Below are 19,911 nucleotides of genomic sequence, written 5' to 3' on the forward strand. Positions count from 1 at the left end.
TAGAGATTGATCGCATCGGTAGCTTCAGGAGAGAGAGTATAGTATATTGATCTGAACAATGATTGAGACTATACTGGGGCAGAATCAATGCATCAACTATTGCAACGGGACAGCGCATAGATATAGTATGTTCACAATTAATTCATTAGATCGCTGACTGTGGTCGAAGTATTGCTCTTTATTGGGGTCGGCGTTGCAGTCTTTGTAGGATTTAATATTGGTGGGTCTTCAACAGGAGTTGCATTTGGTCCTGCAGTAGGTAGTGGACTTGTCTCAAAGCTCTTTGCAGCCGGATTGATGACAACATTTGCACTTATCGGTGCATGGACGGCTGGTCGAGAAGTAATCGAAACAATGGGCGGACAGATTGTTCCACGGAGTCAGTTCACGCTTGCAGCGAGTGTTGCTGTGTTATTCTTTGTCGGAATAGCACTACTCATTTCGAATACATTTGGGGTTCCCGCATCAACATCAATGACCGCCGTCGGCGCAATCGCTGGACTTGGCGTTGCCTCAGGAACGCTCAACGAAGCGGTGATGCTTGAGATTGTTTCATGGTGGATTGTTGCACCGGTGCTTGCATTTTGGATATGTGCAGTCGTTGGGCGATATCTCTATCCATATCTTGATGCGCGGCTCAAACTTAATCGCTCGCCAGGACCCCTTATTACTCTTGACCGCAGTGGGTCTATCCCATGGATTCGTCGAGGACCGAACACCTCGAATCGAGAGCTTGGCAGTGTTTGTTTAGTCATCATTATTGCATGCTATATGGCATATTCTGCAGGTGCATCAAATGCAGCAAATGCTGTTGCACCGCTTGTTGGGAATGGGTCAGTGTCGATGAATATCGGAATCATCCTAGCCACCGGAGCAATTGGATTCGGAGCATTTACGATTGCACGTCGAACGCTTGATACAGTTGGTAATGATCTCACCGAACTACCGATTTTAGCTGCGCTTGTTGTCGAAACTGTTTCTGCATCGGTTATCGCCATCCTTTCAATATTGGGTATTCCGGCGAGTCTGGCAGTCTCAGCGACAATGTGTATTGTTGGGCTTGGATGGGGTCGAGCAACGCGGACAGTCACAATTGGAGATGCAATCGGTGGAGAAAAGCCAGAGATGTCGGTAAACGCATTGACTGCTGAGACTGACACAAGCGTTCCAGACGTAGGTGAGGAATCATCTCAAGAACTCACTAATCAAACATTATTTGATCCTGGAACAACCGGTCGTGTGATTTTCTTTTGGCTTTTGACGCCATCAGTGTCAGCGGCTGCATCGTATGCATTATTCAGCTTCATGCCATTATGACATCCTTGCCCGCGGTAAACGGCGGGATTCTCTCGGTGATTAAAGATAGGACTCAGCACTCAGATAAGACTGCGTGTGGATTATGATTCAGTATCAGTTGGTTATATTATGAGTCCTCGCGATTTATTCTATATTACGAACACATACACAGGGTATATCATAGCTATTTAAATGTGGAATTTCTGTTATTTTTGAAGAGATATGTCTGAATATGAAAGATGATTATGAGATAGTACCCAAACTGATGAATCAGATATGAAAACAGAAGTGAGCATTTGTGTCAATACAATATTTTAAAATAGCTCAATCTCTATGTTGTCTGTTGATTACGGGCAAAAAATAAGAATAGCGCGTACAGTCATGTGTGTACCAGGCACGATCGTCTGATTTCACCCGTAGACGGTGGCATCATGACGAAATCAGCAAACAATAAACTCTAATGCTATGGCGCACATGTACTGTATTGATGGCAACCGTAGAATATCTGAATTACGAGAGTCTTAACGACAAGGGATGGGAGATGGATGACGAGGACCTTTTCGAGAAGGCTGCTGATTCCGATCTCGGCGATGAGGATTACGGATCACTTGAAGTAAACGAGGGCGAGTATATTCTTGAAGCCGCAGAAGCACAAGGATACGATTGGCCATTTTCCTGCCGCGCGGGCGCGTGCGCAAACTGTGCTGCAATTGTGACAGAAGGGGAAATCGACATGGATATGCAGCAGATTCTTTCCGATGAGGAAGTCTCTGACAAGAACGTTCGGCTAACGTGTATTGGATCACCAGCGGCCGACAGTGTCCAGATTGTCTATAATGCAAAGCATCTCGATTATCTTCAAAACCGCGTCATCTAAACGACGGTATATATAGGTGCGTTTGATAGATAGTTGCTATTGAACGCCCAACGTCACTAATTATACAAGAGTCAAGGAGAATACCTGCGGGTTCAGTCGCAGGATGAATCCGACACCTCGGAGGAAGTCTACGCTGCAATAGCCATGCTGAGATTCGATACTCCATAGCTTGAAGCGACAGGCAAGCCTGTTATTGATAGGAATCAGATCGGGAATAGGGCAGGGCGATTCCATTCAGTCCGACAATGGCGACCTGCTCGCCCCAAGCGATGAGATGATAATCTGACCCAGTCAATTGAATGGTCAGTTCCGATACTGAATCGATGCAGTGCCCGACTGCTTGAAGACACTGCAGAAAGTAACTCCGAGTCCGTCGAAATCTGCCAGACTCCCCAAGGCAAAACCAACTTCGGGAGTCCGAACACGATGGAAGCTAGGAGTACCAGGGCTGGAATGTGGCACTCCCAGCAGTTCTACTCGACTCGCAACAGTCCGTGAACCCCACACGGATTCTCACCGTGCCGGGGTTCGGTGGAACTGCAAACCTGCAATCTACACCGCTCACGCTCACGATTCCTCCGCGTTTGCGCGGAGGGGGATGTCAATTGGTGCAAATATAGTTTTTACTGAAGCCGTCTTAACACTGAATAGAGGTCCCAGAGTGCTTGTTCCACTCAACTCATAGATTGTACTGGAGGGGTATAGGTAAGTAAGCGGGCACATACCACCCAATCACAAATAACATATGCGCATTGCTCATGATAATATTATATTTCAGCATGTAGCTGAGTCGAGAGCAATATGTGTACCCAATTACTCCTGTGAGTATTATCGTATGCTATTCGTTATCTCAATTGCTCGAGCGCTTCAGCTGCTTCATTACTCGCGCGCAGGTGATCACGTGCACGGCGTGGGTCATCACTCGCAGCAGCAAGTTGTGCATGACGGGTCAGTGCCTTATGTAGGGACTCAATCGCTGCTTGTCGAGTCGGACCATTCTCTGCTGGACGTTGTTCGGATGTGTTGGTATGCGCAGTACTATTAGCGCCGGCAACTGCAGTAGTATCATCATTACCATGACGGGATACACCGGTTTGAGTAGACATCCTATCATCGTCTGATGCTGACTGCGATTGTGTTGAGTTCGATGTATTCGTTTGTACAGTCGTATCAACTGGCTCAACGGTCGGCGATGTATCTGAGCGATCTACATTCGCAGATGATGCAGTATTAGTTTGATCTGCCGGGGAAGACTCTGGCGCAGCGGTTGCGTCAGCCTGTGTATGTGCTTCAGTGGATGGTTGATTATTTGCTTGCCCGTTTGATGATGAATTAGCGCTCGCGTTTTGACTATCATTACTTGAAGCAGCGTTCCCACCTGAATCCGACGCTTGTACCGAACCATTATCAGCAGCGCCACGTTCGGTATTCCGCGATTGACACGTCGGGCAGAACTCCTGACCCTCATAACGGAAGATGGGCGATCCACATGTCTCACAATGAGCATTCGTCATTGTTGCCCCCTTTAGTAGGAGTTCGCTCATCTGCTGCGTCTCCGCCCGCCGGTCGGCATTTTTTTCATACTTCTCTCGGAGTCGCTCTCGCTCTGCCTCTTCGTCGAAATCGCTCACACTGATGAATAAAGTATGCCACATCGAAAAATCCACCGGGGTCACATTGAGTGAATAATTCGACAATCAACGAAGTTAATATCGACAATAGAGACCATATATTATCAAATTCGAAGTCTTTAATCGCTTTCCACATGTCCGTGTACGTGATATGACGAAAGTCAGTGTCGTCGGTGCTGCTGGGACAGTTGGTGCTGCCGCAGGATACAGCCTTGCGCTTCGTGGGACGGTTGATGAGCTCGTTTTCGTTGATATTCCCGATAAAGAAGATGAGACAATCGGTCAAGCTGCCGATACGAATCATGGCATTGCGTATGATTCGAATACAACAGTCATCCAAGGCGATTACGCGGACACTGCTGGGTCTGACGTAGTTGTCATCACCGCAGGGATCCCCCGAAGTCCGGGGCAGACGCGGATTGATCTTGCTGGAGACAACGCACCGATCATGGCAGACATCGGATCGTCACTTGCAGCACATAATGAAGAGTTTGTTTCAATAACAACGTCGAATCCCGTTGATCTTCTCAATCGCCACCTGTATGAAACTGGTGACAGGGAGAGACATACTGTTATTGGCTTTGGTGGACGTCTTGACTCTGCACGTTTCCGATATGTGTTGAGCGAGCGTTTCGATACCGCGGTACAGAACGTTGAGGCAACCATTCTTGGTGAGCACGGTGATGCACAGGTTCCAGCCTTCTCAAAAGTTCGTATCGATGGAACAGATCCAACGTTTGATTCCGATGAGCGTGAGACAATTCTGTCAGACCTACAAGCATCAGCGATGGACGTAATTGAGCGAAAAGGCGCAACACAGTGGGGTCCAGCAACAGGTGTTGCTCACATGGTTGAGGCTGTGCTCAATGATACCGGAGAAGTGCTTCCTGGATCAGTTGTCCTCGATGGTGAATATGGATATACCGACACAGCGTTTGGTGTGCCCGTCAAACTCGGTGCAAATGGTGTTGAGGAAGTTCTTGAGTGGGAACTCGATCAGTATGAGCACGAATTAATGGACGATGCAGCCGAGAAGCTCTCAGACCAGTACGCAAAGATTTGAAGAATCGAAAGTATATTATCTTGAGTTAGATATCTGTCAGGTATCAGCGTCTATGCTCTATATTGGCGGTGAATATCAAAGCATATGCTAGATTCCGCCGCCAATTATTGTGTTAATGAAACCGACGCTTTTAGCAGAAGTCAAGAGGAGAGTCCGTGTGCGTTGGCGCCGAGATGAATCTAACATCGGGGATTTAGACCAAGAAATATTATTTATGTGACAAAAGCCATAGCTGAGATCCCGACAGTCTTGCTTAGGGTGTCTTCATGTATACACAAGTGGCGTGCTATCATATGAACGAATCTTCGCGCTGAACTGCAAGGGGGATCTCAAACCTGCCATTGCTTCCAGTGATCAAACTCCGAATCCACTGACAAGCACATCGCTTTAATAATTAAGGAGTCAAATCCTTTTCCACAAAGAGTGAGTCAAACGAACGAGTATGGAGGAGATACAGCCGTGCATTATTTTTCCAAGAAATTGATGATGAGCGAATTAGCATGCTTTCTACTGCTAAATAGTGACGAGCAGTATTCATCGGACTGAATTAAACTGGAATAATAACCACGGTCAGACTGAGTTATCATCGTCACTATTGAGCAGGGCTGGGACAGTCCAAATCAGAGCGTCTGTGGAGACCGGAGTTACTGTGGGTATGCGTCACCCGAACATACCGCTTGCAAATACCGTCACAGAAGCAGAAATTCCAGTACGAGAGCACGGAAGTCCCGCCCTCAACGGAGCGATAGTGGAGTAGGATGGGGCAGTTCACTGGGTGAGTGCCTGACCGTGGACCTTTTGTTGTCGTCTCACGAGTGAGGCTGTATGCACTATCGTGAGGTAGACACGACGCAGGAGTTCTTATTGAGACTTGAAACGGGTGCTGATTGGCGAACAGAGATTGAAGAGTTCGCTGAGCTCAAAAATATCGATGCCGCGTGGTTCAACGCAATGGGTGCCGTTCAAGACGCGGAAGTGTGGTTTTATGATCACACTGAGACTGAGTACAATAGTGTGAATTTTGATGAACCACTTGAGATTGCCGCCTGTATTGGCAACGTTTCAATGCTTGATGATGAGCGATTCGCACATACTCACGCTGTGCTTTCACGACCAAGCGGGCAGGCGCTTGCTGGACATCTCAACGCTGGAACCGTTTTTGCCGGTGAGGTATATCTCCGAGTGCTTGATACTGACCTGGTTCGTGAGTATGATGAGACAACCGGTCTTGATGTCTGGCTATAATCGTGCGAGACGCAGATAAACAATACTTTGAGACACTAGAATCGCATCTTGAGCAAGCATTTGCCCGGGCACGACAAGCAAAAGGGCAGGGATATGACCCAAAGCCAGAAGTTGAAATCCCAGTCGCGAGAGACATGGCTGATCGTGTTGAAAATATACTTGCAATACCTGACGTTGCAGAGCGTATACGAGAGCTTGATGATGAGCGCTCTCGCGAAGAAGTGGCGCTTGAACTTGTTACTGATTTTGTTGAGGGGACTGTTGGCGATTATGATACACGTGAAGGAAAAATTGAGGGAGCAGTTCGAACAGCCGTTGCGCTCCTCACTGAGGGTGTTGTCGCGGCACCGATTGAGGGCATTGACCGAGTCGAGATTCTCAGTAATGATGACGGTAGTGAGTTTGTCAATGTCTACTATGCTGGACCAATCCGCTCAGCAGGAGGAACTGCGCAGGCGTTGTCAGTGCTTGTGGCTGATTATGCTCGATCACTATTAGATATTGATGAATACTCCGCACGTACTGATGAAACAGAGAGATATGCTGAGGAAGTGAGTCTATATGACCGTGAAACGGGTTTACAGTACTCACCAAAGGACAAAGAGACAAAATTTATTACCAAACATATGCCAATCATGCTCGATGGTGAGGCAACTGGTAATGAAGAGGTCTCTGGATATCGTGATCTCGAACGTGTTGATACGAATGCTGCACGCGGGGGAATGTGTCTTGTACTCGCTGAAGGGATTGCACTTAAAGCACCCAAAATCCAACGATATACCCGACAGCTCGCCGAGGTGGAATGGCCATGGCTACAGGACCTTATTGATGATACCATCGGATCAGATGAACACAGCAACAATAGTGTCAAGAATGGCGAAGCTGATATTATCAAGACAGATAAAGATACAAACGAGAGTGAAACTAAAGATGGAATAGATAGCGATGATTACAACGATTCTGGGTTAGAACCTGCTAACTCCCCTCGTGCTGACGCCACGAATAAGTATCTTCGTGATCTCATTGCAGGGCGTCCTGTGTTCGGGCACCCATCGGCCGCAGGCGCTTTTCGACTTCGGTATGGACGCGCACGGAATCATGGGTTCGCGACCGCAGGTGTTCATCCAGCAACGATGCACATTGTTGATGATTTCATTGCGACAGGAACGCAATTAAAAACCGAGCGTCCTGGAAAGGCTGGCGGTGTTGTGCCTGTTGACTCGATTAAAGGACCGACAGTCAGACTTGCAAATGGCGATGTCCGCTGTATCAATGATCCTGAAGAAGCCGAGAAGCTGCAAAATGGGGTCGAAAAGATTCTTGACCTCGGTGAGTATCTCGTTAATTTCGGTGAATTCATCGAGAATAATCATCCACTTGCACCAGCAGCATATGTTTTTGAATGGTGGATTCAGGAGTTTGAAGCCAGTAATGCAGATGTGCAGGCACTTCGTGATGACCCAACAGTCGATCTCGAAAGTCCAACTTTCGAGAATGCGATGAGATGGGCAAAGAAACACGATATTCCACTCCACCCAGCATACACCTATCTTTGGCACGATATTTCAGTGACTGAGTTTGACCATCTTGCAGATGCTGTGGCAACCGGCGAGATTACCACGAATGAGGTCAGTGATACGAACAGTGCCAGCGGTAACACATCACTTAGAGTCAATACAAACACAGATGACACGCTAACAATTGATACAACGCCAGCGATTCGGGAGACGATGGAACGATTACTCATTGAACATCACCAAGACAGTGACTCAATTCACATTCCTGCATGGCGAGCACTTGCACTTTCACTTGGGATTAAGATTGAATCTGACAATGATACAGGAATTGGCGACCGCATGTGGTCGCTTACAGATCTCTCAAAACATGCTCGGAAACAAGATGACGGGAAGAGCGCTATTGCAGCGGTGAATGAGGTCGCTCCATTTCAGGTTCGTGAGCGTGCGCCAACACGGATTGGAAGCCGAATGGGGCGTCCAGAGAAGTCTGAGGATCGAGATCTTTCACCCGCCGTACATACACTCTTTCCAATTGGTGAGGCTGGCGGGAATCAACGTAATCTCAGTGATGCCGCACAGAGCTTTGGCGATAACACTGAGCGCGGTCAGATTTCAGTTCAGTTGGGGAAGCGTCGGTGTCCATATTGTGAGACAGTTGGGTTCGAACTGCAATGCGCTGAGTGTGGTCGTCATACCGAACCACAATTTGTGTGTCGTGAATGTGAGTCAGTGCTCTCTCCTGATGAATCTGGACGGGTGCACTGTGACCGATGCGAGCGCGATGTGACAAGCGCTGAATGGCAGGATATTGACCTCCATCAGAGATACCGTGATGCACTCGACCGTGTTGATGAGCGCGAATCATCATTTGAGATTTTAAAAGGCGTCAAAGGGCTTACTTCGTCAAATAAAACGCCTGAACCACTTGAAAAAGGGATCCTGCGAGCGAAACATGGTGTCTCATCATTCAAAGACGGTACGGTTCGGTATGACATGACTGACCTACCAGTTACCGCAGTTCGTCCTAAAGAACTTGATGTCACCGCTGCTCATTTCCGCGAACTTGGATATCAAACAGATATCAACGGCAATCCACTTCAATTTGATGACCAACTCGTCGAACTCAAAGTACAAGATATTGTGCTTCCGGATGGAGCAGCTGAACACATGATGAAGACGGCGGATTTTGTTGATGATCTCTTAGAGCAGTTTTATGAGCTTGATCAATTCTATCAGATCGATGAACGAGACGACCTAATTGGTGAACTCGTCTTTGGAATGGCACCACATACATCGGCTGCTGTCGTTGGGCGAATCGTTGGATTCACTTCCGCAGCTGTCGGATACGCACATCCATATTTCCACGCTGCGAAACGGCGAAACTGCTTCCATCCAGAGACAAAGATATGGTTTCGTGATACCGATAATGAGTGGCATCATGAGACGATTCAGACGTTTGTTGAGGATCGCCTCGATGATCCTGAGATAGATGCTGTCGGGACCCTCGTTCAGGAAGTTGATGATAACACTGATCGTGAGATCTCGGTTCCATCGATTGATGACAATGGGAATGAACGGTTACAGTCAGTGACAGCCGTATCAAAGCATCGTGCACCAAATCATCTGGTTCAAATCGAGACAATAAGTGGTCGGGAGATAACGATAACGCCTGATCATGAGATGCATATTTTCGAGCAAGGCAACCTTGTCTCGAAGCAGGCAAGTAAGATAACTTCTGGTGAGTATGCGGTTATACCGAAGCGATTGCAAACGATATCACCCTCATCTCACACACCACAGCATGATCTTCTTCGGGAGTTCCTCACTCGGGATGAGCTTACAGCTGATTGGCTGATAATCCATACATCAGATCCTGTCCGATTGTGTAACCGAGTCTTCCCTGAGGAAGTTACTAGCTGTAAAGATGCGGTTGAGATAATGCAAAATACCGCCTGTCATTTGGACGAAAATAAAGAAACGTTGATAGGATGGCTCGATGAGGGAACAATACCGGTCGTACTTCTACGCAGATTTGTCGAGACAGATGAAGCCCTTCTGATGAGTACTCCTGATGATGTGCAGATTGGGCTTCGTGGAGAGAAAGTGAGAATTGACCGGCATATCGGATTTACTGAGGAACTTACATCATTGCTTGGATATTATGCTGCGGCAGGCATAGTTCACGCGCAGACGAATCCAATATCATACGAAAGTGCTCAGCAGGAACAATCAAGAATAACATTCTATAATATCGATACACAAACACAAACAGACCTTCTGAACGCGCTCAACAGCGTGTTTGAGATTGAACCAATCCAGTATAACTCAGATGGGGAGATATTGGGTGTTCCTGGGGAACTTATCAGACGAGTGTTTGATACAGTATTTGATGTCGGCACTCAGCCAAGTCATAAACGTATCCCACAGGCACTGTTTGATGCATCTGAGTCTCATATCACATCATATCTACGTTGCTTTTTCAGCACTCATGATTCGTTGACGACAGACACAAGAGACATTTCTGCAACGACTGTCAGCCGCGAATTTAAAGAAGACATAATTGCAGCATTAAGACGTCTTGGGATTACTGCGGAGGTAACCACACAGCAGTCGAGGTCAGTGCCCGAGGTGCTTCCAGATTGGTATGCAATCGATGATACAACTCATCATGATGCTAATAATAGTCTAAACTTGACTCGTTCATATGTTATCTCTATTGCATCATCGGATGCAGTAACTCTTCAACGGGACAGACAAGCGCAGGAACAGACAAAGTATGACGCACAAGGTTTGATCGCGAATAATAATGCAATCCATCAGTCACGCCAGGTGACCGATGGAGGGAGGAAGGATTACATCACTGAGCCGATCACGGATATTGAGTATGTTGACGCAGACATTGATTATACATATTGTCTTACTGTTTCTGAGACGCATTCGCTCATCGTGAATGACCTCTCACAAAAGCAGTGTGACGGCGATGAGGACTGTGTTATGCTTTTGATGGATGGATTATTGAATTTCTCACGGGAGTATCTTCCAGATAAACGTGGTGGAAGTGTGGCAGCAGATTCTCGACTGGTTGCGGTGAGCCCTGATGATAAGATAGTGTTCACGACAATTGAGGACTTTTGGAAGAAACTCAATACTCCAATTGAGCGTAATGGAAAGTTCAGAAAACGAACGTGTGTGTCAGAAGGATGGCAGACGTACGCCTTTGATGAAAATCATGAGGCATCTCTTCGACCAATCGAAAAGGCAATTCGATACAAAGCTGATGAAAGCAAGCAGTTACGTCGAGTTACAACACAGTTTGGTCGGTCACTTGATATTACCGATGAACATAGTCTCTTCCGATATGACGATGGTATTGAAGAGGTGGCTGGTGATGACCTCACTGCAGGCGATATCATCGTTGCACCACGAACGCTCGACGTTGAGACCATTCAAACAACGCTTGATCTCAGTGAGTATATCCATGATTATGAGCGATGCCCTGGTGAACAGACTAGATCGGAAGAATTGAATCTGGCATCGAAGAGCGTGATCAGCAATCCCAGAAATAAGGAAAGTCCAGTAGTGACTCATAATGTATCATCTCAGCGTTCAAGATCCACAGATGAAATGACGACACTCAGTCCAACCGCTGTGGGAGGACTGGAGTCAAAACAAAATGAAACACTGAGAGTGGGAGAATCGGCAGAACCGGTCGAGCGGTATATCGATGTCGATGATTCATTTGGGTGGCTTCTTGGGCAGTTCATCGCTCAACGATCTATATCAACCGATGCACTGACAAGTGCGATTCATACTGCAGCGAAAAAACATGCTGAGCGAATTGTCGCGGCAAGTGACAGTGTATTCGACATAAATCCGACGGTCAATTCAACGGAACGTGGGTGCGAAGTTGTATTTCCACCGGTATTCGATACGATTGTATCTGGACTGACCGCAAAAGAACAAAGCGAACCTGAGCAGGATATTAATCATACGCACACAGATGAAATTGGCATTCCTGAGTGCATTCTGCACGCTCCAGATGATATTGTATTATCATTTCTTCAAGGGTTCATACTTGGGGAGAATGCGCAGAGAAAGGGGAATGCTGCTTCCGAAGTGAGTGAAATAGTAAGTGAGAGCGAGACGACAGTCACACTCAACACCACAAGTGTCGGTATAAAAGATGGACTTGTCTTTTTATGTCATCGATTAGGGATCATTGCACGCATTTCAGAGAAAAGCGGAGGGGAGTATTCAGCTCACTTCGAAGAATCCAGATACACCGTCTCGATTGCAACTGAAGGAAAGACGAATCCACTAGATCAGATCCTGGACGGTGAGCGCCCGACCATGCCGGAGGGTGTTAGTGTCCCGGTTCCGGATGCACTACTGACAATACATGAGTCGATAGCAAACAGTCCTCATATTGACCAGGTGATTCCAGATACTGTGGTCCAACAGGAGACAGTCTCACTGGAGACACTTCAGTCGCTCCTCACAGAACTATCGACAGTAGATCTTCCAGCACAACTTGAGGCAAAGCGAGACGAATTGACGTTACTCACTGGGGGCGACCTATCTTATCTTCGAGTTGAGAGTGTCGAATGTATTGATTATGATGGGTATCTATATGATCTGCAAGTTGGTGGAGAACCAGTATTCACCGCGAACTGGCTCTACGCACACAACTCTATGGACGCCCCATTGGTGATGTCCTCACGCATTGACCCCTCAGAGATTGATGATGAGGCACATAACATGGATATCGTTCGACAGTATCCACGAGAATTCTATGAGGCAACTCGACGGATGGAAGATCCTGATGAGTGGGAAGAGGAGGTCACGATTGCTGAGGAATACCTTGACACCGACAATGAGTACACGGGGTTCAATCACACCCATGATACGACCGATATTGCTGCTGGTCCGGACCTCTCGGCGTACAAAACGCTCGATTCGATGATGGATAAGATGGATGCACAACTTGAGCTTGCACGCAAACTCCGGGCAGTCGATGAAACGGATGTCGCAGAGCGTGTGATTGAATATCACTTTCTACCAGACTTAATTGGGAATTTACGGGCATTCTCGCGACAACAAACACGTTGTCTCGACTGTGGAGAGTCATATCGACGAATGCCACTGACCGGTGAGTGTCGAGAGTGTGGTGGTCGAGTGAATCTCACCGTACATGAAGGATCAGTGAATAAATACATGGACACAGCAATTCACATTGCTGAGGAGTTTGACTGCCGCGAATATACAAAACAGCGTCTTGAGGTGCTTGAAAGAAGTCTTGAGTCCATCTTTGAAGATGATACCAACAAACAATCAGGAATCGCTGATTTCATGTAAGCGCAATTATCTTTTGATTCACGTATTTCGATCTGTGTATCGAATCTTGATCATCGTGTGTTGGGTTGATATTACTGATGTTTCGAGCCCAAGGGGATGACAGACAATTAAGCGTACAGAGACAATGTACTCGTTTTGTCTGTACCGTCTATCACAAGTATAGTTTGTATGAGTCCAGACCAAATTCTTTGGTTAGACCAGCATAGACAGATAGATTCAGGACAATCGAGCCTGAAAGAGTAGACGTGACAGAGTCCGAAGCGGACGCGGCTACCCGCGCCCAATCCGAAAAGGACAGTGAGACAGATACAGCGGCGCACTCAAACAGTGAAACGCCAACAACGGAAACGACATTTGCTGTTTTGTTTGATATGGACGGTGTCATATTGAAAGGTCGCGGTGCTGACCCGATTGTCCACAAGCAAGCATTTGAAGATATTGTTGAAGAGCAAGAATGGGGACAGAGTTGGGAACAGTCACTTTCGCAGTCTCATCGGAGTGCGTTTGAGCAATATGAGTACACTGAGGAATTTGTTACTGCATGTGAAGCCATCGACGTTGATCCGGTCGCATTCTATGCTGCCCGCGAGGAGCGAAGCGCACAACGGATTGTTGATCGGATTGCTGATGGACATCGTGGTGTGTATTCAGATATTGACGCATTGAACACGCTCGCCGGTGAGATGACACTCGGACTCGTGAGTAATAACTACCATCCAGCAGTCCAATTTGTCGTGGACCATTTTGACATTGACCGCTTTGATCATGTGCGTGGACGTGATATCGGCGTTGATGGATTCCGCCGGCGAAAGCCGGATCCACACTATCTTGAGGAAGCACTTGATGCACTCGGTGCTGAGAGTGGGGTGTATATTGGCGACCGGGGGACAGATGTAGTTGCTGCCCATCGAGCAGGGCTTGAGAGCGTCTTTCTTCGCCGACCACACAATACCGTCGCAACCCTTGATACGGCGCCAACAGCCTCGATTGACGACCTCAGAGACCTTCCAAGAGTGCTTGAACAGATTAAATAATCAGCTCAGACGACTAGACGATCCCGCGTTTATTTTCACTTTGAGATAATACTAAAAGTGACATTATCGATGATATCGGTATCCAGACGCATTGGAGGTCATCATACCGATACTACCGTTCTATACAATCCTGTGCTCATTCAAGATATCCAAGGTCGCGTAATCGCTCTTGCGCATCAGCATCCATCTCGGCAACGGTATCACCCGTCACATCATTACTGACTCCGTCCGCATCCGTCCATGCACCACCGACTGCTGACTCGAAGGCTGTGAGGGTTGCCTCTGTCGCCGTGATTGCGTCCGCTTTCGTCTCAATATTCATATCTATGTCCGTTGCATCGGCGTTCATCGCGTCAGCGACTGAGTTCTGTTCGTCAGGGTCACTATCAAGTCGGTATGCTTCATCAGGAATCCGGTCAATGCGGACATATTTTGCATCGGTCCGTCGAGCTGCACGCATCCGTGAGTAAAATCGTGAATCTTCTGATATTGACACCCCAGCAGCAGCTGCCTTCTCTTCAAGTTGTTTGAGTTCGACAACCGGTCGTGAATATTCAATAAATGCGTACGAACCATCGCTGCTTTGTTGCGCAGGGTCGGAGTCGGGACTCCCAGCGTGCGATTCAAAATCACGATAGGAGTCAGACAAGAGTGATCGTGTTCGATCGCGGGCTATTGCAGTCTCTCCTGGAGAGTTTGGATTCCCGCCATCAATATCAACTGCATCAAGAACAGTATGATATAGATCAATGAGTTCAACCTGATCATGTCGACGTGCAGCATCTAATTGTGGGTGTTTGATTAACAGTGGAACATTGACCAGTTGATCATACAAACAGAATTCATGTCCGTAGATTCCATGTTCGCCGTGAAGTTCGCCATGGTCTGCACAAACGATAACCATCGTCTCATCCCACAGTCCCTCCTGTTGTAACCATCCGAATAATCGCCCGAGTTGGGCATCGATATGTGCAATCTCAGCATCATAGAGCGCCTGAATGTCTGCCCATTCCTCAGCATCAATTGAACGCGCACCGGCATTGTACTCCTTCGAATTTTGACAAACAGCATCTGAGTCAACGTCCGGTGCGAACTCTTCACGGAATGACGCTGGTGGATGATATGGCAGGTGCGCATCCATGAGATTAATAAATGTAAAAAACTCGCCGTCAGCGGTATCGATAAACTCGATTGTACGGTCGATGACAGCAGGTGTTTTTGAATCAGCGCCCTCACCACCGGCGAAGTATTCGTGCGCCGTATTGCCAAGGCTGACAAGTGTATCAGCAAGTGTGCGAAGGGACTCATTATCATTCAATGTCTTCCACGCACGAGCGAGTGGTCCGGAAAGAAATTCACCAGGCATCACCTCGAAGAAATTATCCTGATCATCGAATCCATCTGTGAGATGCGTATACGGGGTGATCCATGCATTCGATGAGTAACAGGCGGTCTGATAGCCCGCTGCAGAAAGTGTTTGTGCAATCGTCGTTGCTCCCTCAAGATATGGGTTCTCTTGACTTGCACCGTGTTGTGATGGGTATAATCCAGTGAATAATGAGGCATGCACCGGAAGTGTCCATGGCGCCGGAGCGACTGCCTCCTCGAATACTGTTGCATCCGTCGTGAACGAATCAAGTGTGGGTGTTGTTGGACGGTCATAACCATACGGCGATAGGTGGTCTTTTCTGACCGTATCCATCACCACGAAGAGAACATTTTCGGGTGATTCAGCAAGCATATCTCATTTCGCGGCGACAACATCAAAGACGCATCGGTCTCGTGCGCATCCAATTGTAATTATATTCTGATTGTGTTTATGCTGATATCGATGGTTTCCTGAATGATATCACGTGAACTACCCCACACCCTACTCGCTCACGGCTCGCACCGTTCGCTCCTTGAGGGTTGGGCTCCCTGTTTCTATGACGCGCTTTCCATCCACAACCTCGGAACTACTCGACGAGGTAAATCTGGAGAATAACCTGATTGATGCCATTCCTAGTGATTGGTGATGAATGTACAAACAGTAGTTCTGGCAATAATAATAGCGACAGACGTGAAATCAGTACGCAGTTCTAGAACGGAGCCTGTGGACCTTCGTCGGACGTTCCACTATCATCAGAAGTCTCACCAGGGAATGACGGAGAGGACCCACCGTGTCCATGACCGCCACTATCCATGCCGGTGTCAGCGTGAACGGTTTCGATTTCAGAAATTTCTTTGACCATTCGGCTTTTAATCGCCTGAATAGTCATTGGGGAGATGCCACACCCTGAACAAGCGCCACCGAGTTGTATTGAAACTTCACCTGCTTCAGGGTCAAGATGCTGGATTGCCGCGGATCCACCGTGCATTTGAATTTGTGGGAAGTTTCGGCGGAGGAAATTTGTCACGCGCTCTTTCAGCTCTTTCGTTTCATTCTCAGCGTCCGCAGTTTCCGTGCTCATACTGTATATATTATGAGCGAACGGCTTAGACCTTTGGTTCAGACTCATCGTCAAGTCCAAACACACGTCGATGTTGCTGTTGAAGTTCATCGACATATGTCTCAAGCACCGTCTGGAGTTTTTGATCGTCAACGACGATTGCAGTGAGACGATCGGTTGGATTCTCCGGAAGTTGAATCTCGAATGAGTCCGTCTCTGTGTTATAAAATGGCTCAGACTCATTGAGGATTTGCTGATCAATTGCGTGAATCAACTCAGAGTCATATCGATTATTCATCGACTCAAATGCGTTTTTATACGCGCGCTGAAGTTCAGCAAAGTAATTGGCGTATTTATCCTCAAACTGCTCTGGGTCGAACTCAGCCATTACTGATATATCACCACTGACGCTACAAACCGATTCGGGTTCAGATGTGGGGACGATGAACCGGAGATAATAAATTCATGGTTACAATCTCTTCATGAACATGGTTAGTCTACGGTAATACAGTTTACTTATATCCTAAAGCGGAATTGTTTCAGGCTCTCATCTCTGTCCAACTCATTTTGCTCTGCGTCGACGAGCGGGCGCTTGCGAGCGATTCCAGCAGGCGATGAACTAGCGAGTCAGATTCAACTATCTTCCTGTCGACTCGCTATGACTGACGAAGCGTGTAAACTACCCTACCCTACTCGTTGAGCGTAAGGCTTTCACATGGACTCCCGTTCTAGCCTTCACAGGCAGGCGAATACTCGCCGTTCATCTTCAACGTCCCGCGATTCAAGCGCACGTTTACACGAATTCTCGACACCTGCGAAGCGGAGTACGTCATCGTCAGTGGGTACGTCGCGATCCTCACTGGGCGATCTCGGTCGACAAAGGACATCGACGTCATTCTGGAGTCGCTGTCTGAAACGGAGACTGAGCAGTTGGTTACCGAACTCAAAAATCAGGGGTACTGGGGGATGGCAATGCCGCTCGATGAGATGTATTGAACCTCTGTGAATCCATTCTCACGGTGAGAATGGTTTTGTAAGTTCTGTCGGAAAAGCAGGAAGCCTTGGGGTTTAGTGATTCAACAAACTTCTGGGTGAGCTGATTCACTAATTCGATACGAGAGAACTACTCTGACCGGTGCATGTCTAGTTAACCACCCAGTTCTTCTGTGAACTACTAGACCCCAAGGCAGATTCACCCGAACTTTGAGACGTGGTTTGTTTCAAACGATGTTGAGCGTGAGGCCCTCTCCAATCCCCTCACGGTGACATTCGATGAGGGGCAGATCGAGATCAGCCCGCTCGAACTCCAAATTGCGTACAAACTCCGACTCGCACAAGCTGCAGACAGCCTCAGCGGGAAGGATTTCGAAGATGCACTCCACCTGTACTTGACCTTCGAGGAACGATTTAACACGGAGCAGCTTGAAATCTACGTCAACGGGCTTGGAGTGGAGGACTACTATGCTGAACTCACAGGAGTTTGAGGACGACCATCGTCGGAACACAGAGCAACGGCGTGAGATGATCAAGCGATGGGCCGAGTACGTTCGGACGCATGACGATAGTGAGTGGTCACGCCAACAGAATCGGCTCATCGACTCGCAGCTTCAATCGGCGAACGAGGTGGCTGCGGCTGGCGACACGGATCCCGTTCGGTTCGCGACCGCTCGCGATCGGCTGCGCGACCGATGACCGACGAGGATTCGCTTTCGCAGGAGATCGTGGCCGCTTACTACGATAATGAAATCGCTGTCGACAGCGAGACCTTCCAGGAATTCGTTGCTACGAAATACTACGACGACCAACTCAAGTACGAGTCAGTTAAGCAGCTGGTTGGCGCTGAAACTGCCCAGCGACTGCGTCTGCTCAAAGCGGATGTCAAGGACGAGCCACTTGATATTGTCGCCCCCGCCACCGGTGATGTCTCCGAGGGTGACGCAAAGACGGTCGACGACGAGGTCCGCCAGCTCTACGAGCGGTATCAGGCAGCCGAGAGCGACGCCGAGCGTCGCGAGGTCGCCCTCAAGATGGGAAAGCTCGACGGACGCCGCCACACGAGGATCTATGCAGCACTCGAAGGCGGGTGAGTCAACAGGTTCTCAGCGCCTCCTTAGCTATCCACGACTGCATTGCTACCCAGCGACGACGCCTCGTGGTCAACCGACCATCACGGCGTACTGAGGCTTGTCCTTGAGGAGCATCTCGTGACCGGGTAACGCTTGGTCGAGTGAGGCTCACATCGTACACACGAAAACGGCTAAGTGAATTGGCTCACAATGTACACATCATGAGCACCGATAAGAAGCGCGTGCAGTTTCGGGCCCCCGATCGGCTCATCGACCGCGCCGACGCACTGGCTGCAGTCCTCGGGGAAGACCGAACAGATATCCTCGTGACCGCGCTTCGGGAGTACCTCCAAGACGCCGCTCACGACGACGCCCTCACTCAAGAGATCGCCGCCGCCTATTACGACGATGAGATCACCTTCGAGCAACTCAAAGCGCTCGTCGGCGCCGAAGAGGCGGCAAATATCCGAGTGTTGAAACAGCAGTTGGACGAGGACTTCATCGACGAGGTCGCCGACGCGTAGATGTCGCGGCTCATCGCAGATGCCTCCGCTCTCGTGAGTCTCGGGATCGTTACTGACGACGATCCCGATCCACTCACACTCTGTCTCTCCCGGTACGAGGTCGTCGTCCCAACAGCGGTTATGGATGAACTCCGGGAGATCGCCTCCTACGATGACATCCATGGACACGCCGCGTCCGCCGTCCTCGATCGGGTGGATGCACTCACGACACAGTCGGTGGACCTCGATGCCGAGTTTCCGCTCGATGACGGTGAGAACACGGCCGTCACCCTCGCGAACGATCTCGATGCTGCGCTCTTCCTCTGTGACGAGTTCACCCAACTTGGCTTGATCCACGCCTCACTCGCTGATACCCGGCTCGTCACGACACCGACGCTGCTCTCGATTTTCGTTCGGACTGGACACCTATCAGCTGCCAATGCGCGATTACTCCTTGATGCGATCAGTGACGCCCGTAGCTGGGGCGCGAGCAGTTACGTGCAGCGAGCTCGCTCATTGCTCAAGAAGCCCTAACACCGTGGGGGATACTTCGAAGTAAACAGAAATGCCCGATAGCGACGCTCTCTACGACGTTCGTGAACGAAGCAAGAATCCCGAGAGACACACGGCTACGAAGAGACTGTGCTCGCCTGCTTCGACACCCACTCAACGTGGAACCTCCACGTCGACGAGAAGCTCCGTCGCGACCTACCCGATGGGTCGGCGCGGGTGAAGATCCTCGGCGCACCGGGTGCCTACGAGGTCGACTGGTGGAGTCCAGCACCCGGCGATGACTGGCAGCCGGTCAAGCGTGGTGAATTCGATGAGGTCGACGAACCAGCCGAGATCTCCCATCTCGCGTAGGGGCAAGCAGTCCCTATGGCTGTTTTTCCCC

15 protein-coding genes and 1 pseudogene are annotated in these 19,911 nt (G+C 48.7%); 12 read left to right on the forward strand and 4 right to left on the reverse strand.

Translation table 11 applies throughout. The features are described from left to right. The first annotated feature begins 159 nt into the window (after positions 1-159). Both HQRW_RS13425 and fer read left to right on the forward strand, forming a co-directional pair. The gene (locus HQRW_RS13425) at positions 160-1,317 is read left to right on the forward strand and encodes an inorganic phosphate transporter (RefSeq protein ID WP_011572646.1); all 1,158 of its coding nucleotides are present in this window, start codon (positions 160-162) and stop codon (positions 1,315-1,317) included. A gap of 466 nt (positions 1,318-1,783) precedes the next feature. Next, positions 1,784-2,173 (forward strand): ferredoxin Fer, encoded by a 390-nt coding sequence (gene fer, locus HQRW_RS13430; RefSeq protein ID WP_014557013.1) that lies wholly within the window; start codon positions 1,784-1,786, stop codon positions 2,171-2,173. Between the two features lie 845 nt (positions 2,174-3,018). Here fer and HQRW_RS13435 read toward each other — a convergent pair. After that, positions 3,019-3,804: an Sjogren's syndrome/scleroderma autoantigen 1 family protein gene (locus tag HQRW_RS13435; protein ID WP_014557014.1), complete on the reverse strand. Its 786-nt coding sequence runs from the start codon at positions 3,802-3,804 to the stop codon at positions 3,019-3,021. A 151-nt stretch (positions 3,805-3,955) separates the two neighbouring features. Here HQRW_RS13435 and mdh point away from each other — a divergent pair, with 151 nt between their 5' ends. The 4 genes from mdh (at position 3,956) to HQRW_RS13455 (ending at position 14,018) form a co-directional block, all read left to right on the forward strand. Then, positions 3,956-4,867 carry a malate dehydrogenase gene (mdh, locus tag HQRW_RS13440; protein ID WP_011572649.1) on the forward strand — a complete coding sequence of 304 codons (912 nt, stop codon included), beginning with the start codon at positions 3,956-3,958 and terminating at the stop codon, positions 4,865-4,867. Between the two features lie 825 nt (positions 4,868-5,692). Continuing rightward, complete coding sequence (locus tag HQRW_RS13445; RefSeq protein ID WP_014557015.1) at positions 5,693-6,112, forward strand: PPC domain-containing DNA-binding protein; 420 nt, start codon at positions 5,693-5,695, stop codon at positions 6,110-6,112. Between the two features lie 2 nt (positions 6,113-6,114). Next, the gene (gene polC, locus HQRW_RS13450; protein ID WP_014557016.1) at positions 6,115-12,984 is read left to right on the forward strand and encodes a DNA polymerase II large subunit; all 6,870 of its coding nucleotides are present in this window, start codon (positions 6,115-6,117) and stop codon (positions 12,982-12,984) included. A 245-nt stretch (positions 12,985-13,229) separates the two neighbouring features. Then, complete coding sequence (locus HQRW_RS13455) at positions 13,230-14,018, forward strand: HAD family hydrolase (protein ID WP_014557017.1); 789 nt, start codon at positions 13,230-13,232, stop codon at positions 14,016-14,018. Between the two features lie 136 nt (positions 14,019-14,154). Here HQRW_RS13455 and HQRW_RS13460 read toward each other — a convergent pair whose 3' ends face one another. The 3 genes from HQRW_RS13460 to HQRW_RS13470 form a co-directional block, all read right to left on the reverse strand. After that, positions 14,155-15,759 carry a sulfatase gene (locus tag HQRW_RS13460; protein ID WP_014557018.1) on the reverse strand — a complete coding sequence of 535 codons (1,605 nt, stop codon included), beginning with the start codon at positions 15,757-15,759 and terminating at the stop codon, positions 14,155-14,157. A gap of 337 nt (positions 15,760-16,096) precedes the next feature. Beyond that, on the reverse strand, positions 16,097-16,468 hold the full coding sequence (locus HQRW_RS13465; protein WP_011572655.1) for a NifU family protein: 372 nt from the start codon (positions 16,466-16,468) through the stop codon (positions 16,097-16,099). 25 nt (positions 16,469-16,493) lie between these two features. Further along, entirely contained in the window at positions 16,494-16,835 is a 342-nt protein-coding gene (locus HQRW_RS13470) for a DUF5783 family protein (protein ID WP_014557019.1), read from the reverse strand. Between the two features lie 874 nt (positions 16,836-17,709). On the opposite strand from HQRW_RS13470, the gene HQRW_RS13475 reads away from it, so the two are divergent. The 6 genes and pseudogenes from HQRW_RS13475 to HQRW_RS13500 form a co-directional block, all read left to right on the forward strand. Then, a complete protein-coding gene (locus HQRW_RS13475) occupies positions 17,710-17,931 on the forward strand; it encodes a hypothetical protein (RefSeq protein ID WP_231852356.1) in 222 nt (73 codons plus the stop codon). Next, positions 17,909-18,139 carry a hypothetical protein gene (locus HQRW_RS13480; RefSeq protein ID WP_014557020.1) on the forward strand — a complete coding sequence of 77 codons (231 nt, stop codon included), beginning with the start codon at positions 17,909-17,911 and terminating at the stop codon, positions 18,137-18,139. Before HQRW_RS13475 ends, HQRW_RS13480 begins: the two co-directional genes overlap by 23 nt. Positions 18,140-18,345: 206 nt before the next feature. Next, complete coding sequence (locus HQRW_RS15725; protein ID WP_149031583.1) at positions 18,346-18,534, forward strand: hypothetical protein; 189 nt, start codon at positions 18,346-18,348, stop codon at positions 18,532-18,534. A 200-nt stretch (positions 18,535-18,734) separates the two neighbouring features. Next, the gene (locus HQRW_RS13490; RefSeq protein ID WP_014557022.1) at positions 18,735-19,037 is read left to right on the forward strand and encodes a hypothetical protein; all 303 of its coding nucleotides are present in this window, start codon (positions 18,735-18,737) and stop codon (positions 19,035-19,037) included. Continuing rightward, complete coding sequence (locus HQRW_RS13495; RefSeq protein WP_014557023.1) at positions 19,038-19,550, forward strand: hypothetical protein; 513 nt, start codon at positions 19,038-19,040, stop codon at positions 19,548-19,550. 72 nt (positions 19,551-19,622) lie between these two features. Next, positions 19,623-19,880 (forward strand): annotated as a pseudogene (locus HQRW_RS13500) (DUF7567 family protein); the annotation flags it as partial. Positions 19,881-19,911: the final 31 nt, after the last annotated feature.

Source organism: Haloquadratum walsbyi C23, from assembly GCF_000237865.1.
In the GTDB taxonomy this organism is placed as follows: Archaea; Halobacteriota; Halobacteria; order Halobacteriales; family Haloferacaceae; genus Haloquadratum; species Haloquadratum walsbyi.